Annotated in this window: 8 protein-coding genes; 5 read left to right on the forward strand and 3 right to left on the reverse strand. The window is 36.0% G+C overall.

What is annotated here, in order from left to right:
* Positions 1-97: 97 nt before the first annotated feature.
* Positions 98-1,147: an RNA-guided endonuclease InsQ/TnpB family protein gene (locus C7H19_RS25500; RefSeq protein ID WP_342752259.1), complete on the reverse strand. Its 1,050-nt coding sequence runs from the start codon at positions 1,145-1,147 to the stop codon at positions 98-100.
* A gap of 18 nt (positions 1,148-1,165) precedes the next feature.
* On the opposite strand from C7H19_RS25500, the gene C7H19_RS03360 reads away from it, so the two are divergent.
* On the forward strand, positions 1,166-1,300 hold the full coding sequence (locus C7H19_RS03360; protein WP_106455463.1) for a ribbon-helix-helix protein, CopG family: 135 nt from the start codon (positions 1,166-1,168) through the stop codon (positions 1,298-1,300).
* A gap of 147 nt (positions 1,301-1,447) precedes the next feature.
* Entirely contained in the window at positions 1,448-1,678 is a 231-nt protein-coding gene (locus C7H19_RS03365) for a photosystem II protein, Psb35-related (protein WP_106455464.1), read from the forward strand.
* A gap of 82 nt (positions 1,679-1,760) precedes the next feature.
* Here C7H19_RS03365 and C7H19_RS03370 read toward each other — a convergent pair whose 3' ends face one another.
* The gene (locus C7H19_RS03370) at positions 1,761-2,039 is read right to left on the reverse strand and encodes a hypothetical protein (RefSeq protein ID WP_106455465.1); all 279 of its coding nucleotides are present in this window, start codon (positions 2,037-2,039) and stop codon (positions 1,761-1,763) included.
* 231 nt (positions 2,040-2,270) lie between these two features.
* On the opposite strand from C7H19_RS03370, the gene ruvX reads away from it, so the two are divergent.
* From ruvX to hpnH, 3 genes are all read left to right on the forward strand, one after another.
* On the forward strand, positions 2,271-2,726 hold the full coding sequence (gene ruvX / locus C7H19_RS03375) for a Holliday junction resolvase RuvX (RefSeq protein WP_106455466.1): 456 nt from the start codon (positions 2,271-2,273) through the stop codon (positions 2,724-2,726).
* A gap of 25 nt (positions 2,727-2,751) precedes the next feature.
* Positions 2,752-3,387 carry a bifunctional phosphoribosyl-AMP cyclohydrolase/phosphoribosyl-ATP diphosphatase HisIE gene (gene hisIE / locus C7H19_RS03380; protein ID WP_106455467.1) on the forward strand — a complete coding sequence of 212 codons (636 nt, stop codon included), beginning with the start codon at positions 2,752-2,754 and terminating at the stop codon, positions 3,385-3,387.
* 252 nt (positions 3,388-3,639) lie between these two features.
* Complete coding sequence (gene hpnH, locus C7H19_RS03385; protein ID WP_106455468.1) at positions 3,640-4,653, forward strand: adenosyl-hopene transferase HpnH; 1,014 nt, start codon at positions 3,640-3,642, stop codon at positions 4,651-4,653.
* 33 nt (positions 4,654-4,686) lie between these two features.
* On the opposite strand, the gene C7H19_RS03390 is transcribed toward hpnH, so the two are convergent.
* Positions 4,687-6,000, reverse strand: a 1,314-nt coding sequence (locus tag C7H19_RS03390) for a HEAT repeat domain-containing protein (RefSeq protein ID WP_219907565.1), incomplete at its 5' end; no start/stop codon positions are given.

The following is a 6,000-nucleotide window of genomic DNA, read 5'->3' on the forward strand; positions in this document are numbered from 1 at the left end:
GGGTCAAACAGTGATTGCAGACAAAGTCCGACTTACATCACCTAACCCAATGGTTGATGCCCCAACCATTTGAATATTACGTGCGGCGTTATCGTCTCTACCATTGACCAATTGACAGGATGGACAACGCCACTCTAGAAGCAGACAATTCAAGGGTTTCTAGAACGTGTCCACATCTGTGACAAGTCTTACTGCTGGGATACCACTGGTCAATGAAAATAACCAGTTTGTTTTTCTTTTTGGCAACCCATTCTAGGATTTGTAGAAATTCACCAAAAGCTAAATCTGATATCTTCCTCCCCCAAAGACGTTGCATTCCCTTAAGGTTTAGTGTTTCAAAACACAGCACATCGAATTTATCAGTTAGCTCATGGGCTAATTTCCAGAACCAGTCACGTCTACAGTGAGAAATATCTTCATGCTTGCGTACTAGATTTTTTCTAGCTCGTTCTCTGTTCGATGAGCTTTTTAACTTTTTGGAGTGTTGCGAACTGGCTTTTTTAATTGCTTTTAAAGATTGTTTGAAAAATTGGGGAGACTCAATTTTTGTCCCATCTGAACAAGTTAAGAATGTTTTCAAGCCGAAATCAAACCCCGCTATTTTACCAGTCGTGGATTTAATTTCTGATTCATCGACATGATCAACAACTACAACCATAAACAATTCCCCCAACGGTGTACGTTTTATGGTTAAAGTTTTGATTTTACCTTCTAGATTTCTAGACTTCCAAAATTGATAAACTCTAGTCCCAATTTTTACCCTGTTGCTACTTAAAAACTTATATCTAGCTTGCTTTAAAGTAAAAGATTTATACTTTTTAACTTTCTTAAATCCTGGTGGTCTAACTCCTTTCTTGTTGTGTTTAAAGAATAGTTGGTACACTTTATCAATACGTTGACAGATATCCTGTACTGCCTGAGAACCGACTAATTGCCAAAACTTATTTTTATTTCTAAGTTTAGCCATGTGTTTCTGAAGTTTTGCACAGTTCAAATGCTGGCCAAACATCGCGTAGTATCGCCTGTGTAAAGCAATACAGTGATTGTAGATAACTCCAGCAGCGTTAATCGACTGCTTCAGGTACCTATTCCGCTTGTGTTGGTATAGTTTGAACTTAAGTGTTTTCATGCTATCATGATAGCACATAGATAGCAGAATGACAGCATGAAAACCATAACTTTGAGATGTTCAGATGAAGAATATAAAAAGCTTCAGACAATAGCAGCACAGCAAGAACGAAGCATGAATGAGATTTTGAGAGAGTTTATTCGTTCATTAGAATTAAAGCCGTCGCCTTAGGACGGGGTAAAAGACCCATTTCTTTGGTAAAGCCTGTTGATGTTTGGTTCGGTTTTCCGTACTTTATACACGTGTTGACTTTTTAGGCAATTATTCTTTACAATAATTTACATAAAGAATAAAAAGTTTACAAAGAGGATCACAAAAATGTTAATTTTACTTTCAGTACTTTTAGTAGGTTGGGTTGCAGCAGCAGTTATCGGAACACAAGCTTATTTTCTAGGTGAGCAAACTAAACCCATTCATGAAAGAAACTGGCGTTCTAATTCTTTTGAACAAATTGCGCAATCTGTGACTGGACAAGAAACCGACTTTAGCAACCGCGTACCAGCTTTTGTGGTAGATTCTTACGCCAGCCAAAATCTACCCACTGATTAATAATTCCAAGTCGTTGAAGAAAGCGGAAAATTGAAGAAAGAAAATGGGATTATGAACAACAAGCCTGTTAACGCAGGCTATTTTAATTGGTTTTGTCCGGAGTATGGTCTGGACAATTTTCGTCGTCTGTCCATCCATAGGGATGAAAGCCACAAATAAGAGAAGTTCGTGTATCTTGGTTTTGTCCGTATGCTTTACCGTGATAATGTATACAGCCAGAGCAAACGGTGGGACGATTCGGTTCAATATAATTAAATCCGAGTTGCGCTCGTAAAATCTGACATAAGGCCTGATGACGATGCCAACGTCGATAGAAAGCTTGCTGACAAACAGAATTAGCAGTTAGCGGCAACGGAATCATAGTAAGCGACCTAAATAAAATTGCAGAAAAATCTAGGCGAGTCTAGCTTTTATAGATACTATTATGATTATATAACTGGTGCAAAAATTCAGTTTTTTGCAGGTAATGATTAAAGTAATAACATTATTAATGATCGGATGTTCCTTAATTATTTATTGAAGGGATGATTTTTTTGTATGATGGACAAATTAGATGAAACTTTAGGAGGAACGGTAAGCGAATCTTTTTAAAATGAAAAAAATATCAGCCTTGGGATTAGATATCGGAAGCAAACGAGTTGGGGTTGCTGGATGTGATGGTATTGGTTTAATTGCAACGGGTTTAACAACTATTGTAAGAACGTCTTTTGCAAGTGATGTAGAACAGTTTAAAAAATTAGTTGCCCAAAGAGAAGCGGCAATTTTGGTCGTTGGTTTACCCTATTCGATGAATGGTATGATTGAAACTCAAGCTAAACAAGTCCAAAAATATGCCCAACGTTTGGCTAAGGCATTAGAATTACCGTTAGAGTATATTGATGAACGATTAACCTCAGTTGAAGCCGAAGAACAGCTAAAAAGTCAAAAACGTTTTTCTACTAAAGATAAGGGTGCGATAGATAAACAAGCGGCAACGATTATTTTACAACAGTGGTTAGATCAGCGTCGCGCTTTTTTGAGTTCGTCAATTTATAATGAAAGTTTGTGATGCAATTTTTATTTTAAACTGAATTATGTCTGCTCTAATTAATGCTATTCCGACTCTGCAAATTCGCTACAATGAACAGGGTTTAGTTCCTGCGATCGCTCAAGACTATTTAGATGGTACTGTTTTAATGATGGCTTGGATGAATGTAGAATCTCTTCAAAAAACTTTACAAACTGGAGAAGCTTGGTACTGGAGTCGTTCTCGTCAAGAATTATGGCACAAAGGAGCAACATCGGGACATCTGCAAAAAGTACATTCTATTCGTTACGACTGTGATAGTGATGCTTTATTGATGACGATTGAACAAATTGGCGATATTGCCTGTCATACGGGAGAAAGAAGCTGTTTCCATCAAATTGAAGGAACAAAAATCGCGCCACCTGCTGATACATTATCCCAAGTCTATCGCGTTGTAGCCGATCGTTTGGTTCACCCCAAACCTGAGTCTTATACTTGCAAACTGTTTGAAGGAGGAGATAACAAAATTCTGAAAAAAATCGGGGAAGAATCGGCAGAAGTTGTCATGGCTTGTAAAGATGATGACAAGGAGGCGATCGCCTCTGAAGTTGCAGACTTATTATATCACACTTTGGTTGCTTTGGCTTATCATCAAGTAGATATTAGAGATGTTTATCGAAAACTCCAACACAGACGAGGATAACTAAGCAAGTATCATGTGATCAAGATGCCCAAAAAATATAATTTTCTGAAATAATATATTGTAAGGAACGACACTAATTATTACGATTCTTTCTTTACTCAATGTTTTTGTACAAGATTTAGAAAGCATTCAATTCTAATTCATCTCTCAAGAAGTGGAAATTGATAGAATGTTCCAATCGGACTATTTACCGCTTATTTTTTGTCAATCAGTTTATAATATCTGAATAAACATGGTGTGAGTGTATTATTTATGGCTGTTCAATTAAAACAAGCTTTAGTCGTTGGCTCGTATATTATTAAACAAAGATTAATTGGACGTAAGCGGTTTCCTTTGGTATTGATGCTAGAACCTCTGTTTCGCTGTAATTTAGCTTGTTCTGGCTGTGGAAAAATTCAGCATCCGCCAGAAATTTTAGTCCGTAATCTGACTCCTGAAGAATGTTTTGCTGCTGTTGAAGAATGCGGTGTACCTGTGGTTTCGATTCCAGGTGGTGAACCGTTACTCCATCCTCAAATCGATGAAATTGTTAGAGGTTTAGTTCAACGGAAAAAGTTTATTTATCTGTGTACGAATGCTATTTTATTAGAAAAAAGTCTAGATAAATTTGAACCTTCTCCCTATTTAACGTTTAGTGTTCATTTGGATGGTTTGCGGGAACATCATGACAAGTGTGTTGATCGTCAAGGTGTATTTGATAAGGCGATTTCTGCGATTAAAGCGGCTAAAGCAAAAGGTTTTCGGGTAACAACTAATACAACAATTTTTGAAGGAAGTAATCCTCAAGAAATGCAAGAATTTTTCGATTATTTAGTTACTCTTGGACTAGATGGGATGATGATTTCGCCAGGTTATAGTTATGAATGGGCTCCTGATCAAGATCATTTCTTAAAACGAGAACAAACTAAGGCTTTATTTCATCAAATTTTAGAACCTTGGAAATCGGGAAAAAAACCTTGGAATTTTAATCATAATCCACTGTTTTTGGATTTTCTGATGGGTGAAAAGGATTATGAATGTACTCCTTGGGGAAGTCCAAGTTATAGTGTTTTGGGCTGGCAAAAACCTTGTTATTTGCTAAATGAAGGACATTACAAAACGTTTAAGGAATTGATGGAAGCGACGAACTGGGATAATTACGGTCGTCAAAGTGGTAATCCTCAATGTGCGGATTGTATGGTACACTGCGGCTACGAACCGACTGCGGCTGTAGAGGCACTTAAACCAGAAAATATGGGACGTGCTGTTAGTAGTTTATTTGCTTAAATTCTTATTCCCCTCTTGTCTTAAGGGGGGAACTTAAAAAGGTATCTGATCTTCTAATTCGGGAAGTTTTTTAACTAATTGCTGAATCGAGTCTCTGACCATTCTTCTTACTTGTTGATCACAATCTTCTAAAAGCTCGATTAGTGGTGCGATCGCTTTAGCATTTTTAGAATAACCTAATTCATGTGCTGCCCAGTATCGAGTATACCAATATTCATTTTTAAGAGCGAATATAAAAGCTTCTACTGCATCTATACTATTTGATGGAATAAATAGAGTTGCCATTGTTCGTAAATGATTTAAACCTTCATCTCTCTTGTCATTAAATGGAGGTCTACAAAAAAAACGGATGAGAGTGTCTAACAATCTCGTATCTTCAGTAAATTTTAAAGCATCTCCAACAATTTTAAAATCATATTCAAATTTTATAAAATAATAGATTTCCGAATTAAGAGGCATTTGAGAAAGTAAGGCTTCAACTGCCTGAAATTCATACAAGGTTCTTTCTACTATTTGTTGAGAGTTATATTTCTGCCAAATTTCTCTAGCTATTTTTCCATCGTAATTCAAATATCCATCAGATTGTCTATAATAAGCTTGCTCATAACAATCAGCTACAGTTTGCATCATAGCAGTTAAGTCAGGGAAAATCGCAATAGTATAATCCCCTCCACCTTTAAAACTATGAAAACGAACTTTAATAATCTGATTTTCGTCAATTATAATATAGCCTTCATTACAATCACTACTCTTAAAGAGTCGTAAACCTATATTATTGATAGTATTATGATCAAAATATAAACTATTTATATAAAGTTCTTGTCTTTCAAGATATTCTTCAACAACTTCTTGTAATGGAACTAAATAAAAACCCGAATGATAATTCCAACCTTGCCCTACATCAAATATCCAATCTAATCCATCTATGGCTTCTTGAGATGAAGTTCCATTTTTCCATTGATAAAGCTCATAAAGTTCACAAGGAATTTTAAAAGGTAAATCTTTAGTAATTACATCAATTTCTTGATTTGATAAACCTGGATTAAGCTTAAGTAATACTTCATGTCTATCATTACCCAATAATTTAAGATCTTCTTTTTGTGGAGATAATTGACCATACCCATATTTATGTGAATATAATTGATACTGCTGATATGTCCAATTTAGTATTCTATCTAAAGCTTCTCTTAAATCTGACATTGATTTGGAATTAAATAATACACAGGTATTATATCCGAAAAACACAAAACCCCAATCTAAAAATAGAAAGGGGTAATGGTGTTTGAAGATTAATCCTGGCATCGAGCTATTGTCCCGTGGGGCAACCCCCAAAGTATCGTAGCCGCT

The organism is Aphanothece hegewaldii CCALA 016 (assembly GCF_003007785.1).
In the GTDB taxonomy this organism is placed as follows: Bacteria; Cyanobacteriota; Cyanobacteriia; order Cyanobacteriales; family Microcystaceae; genus Chroococcus; species Chroococcus hegewaldii.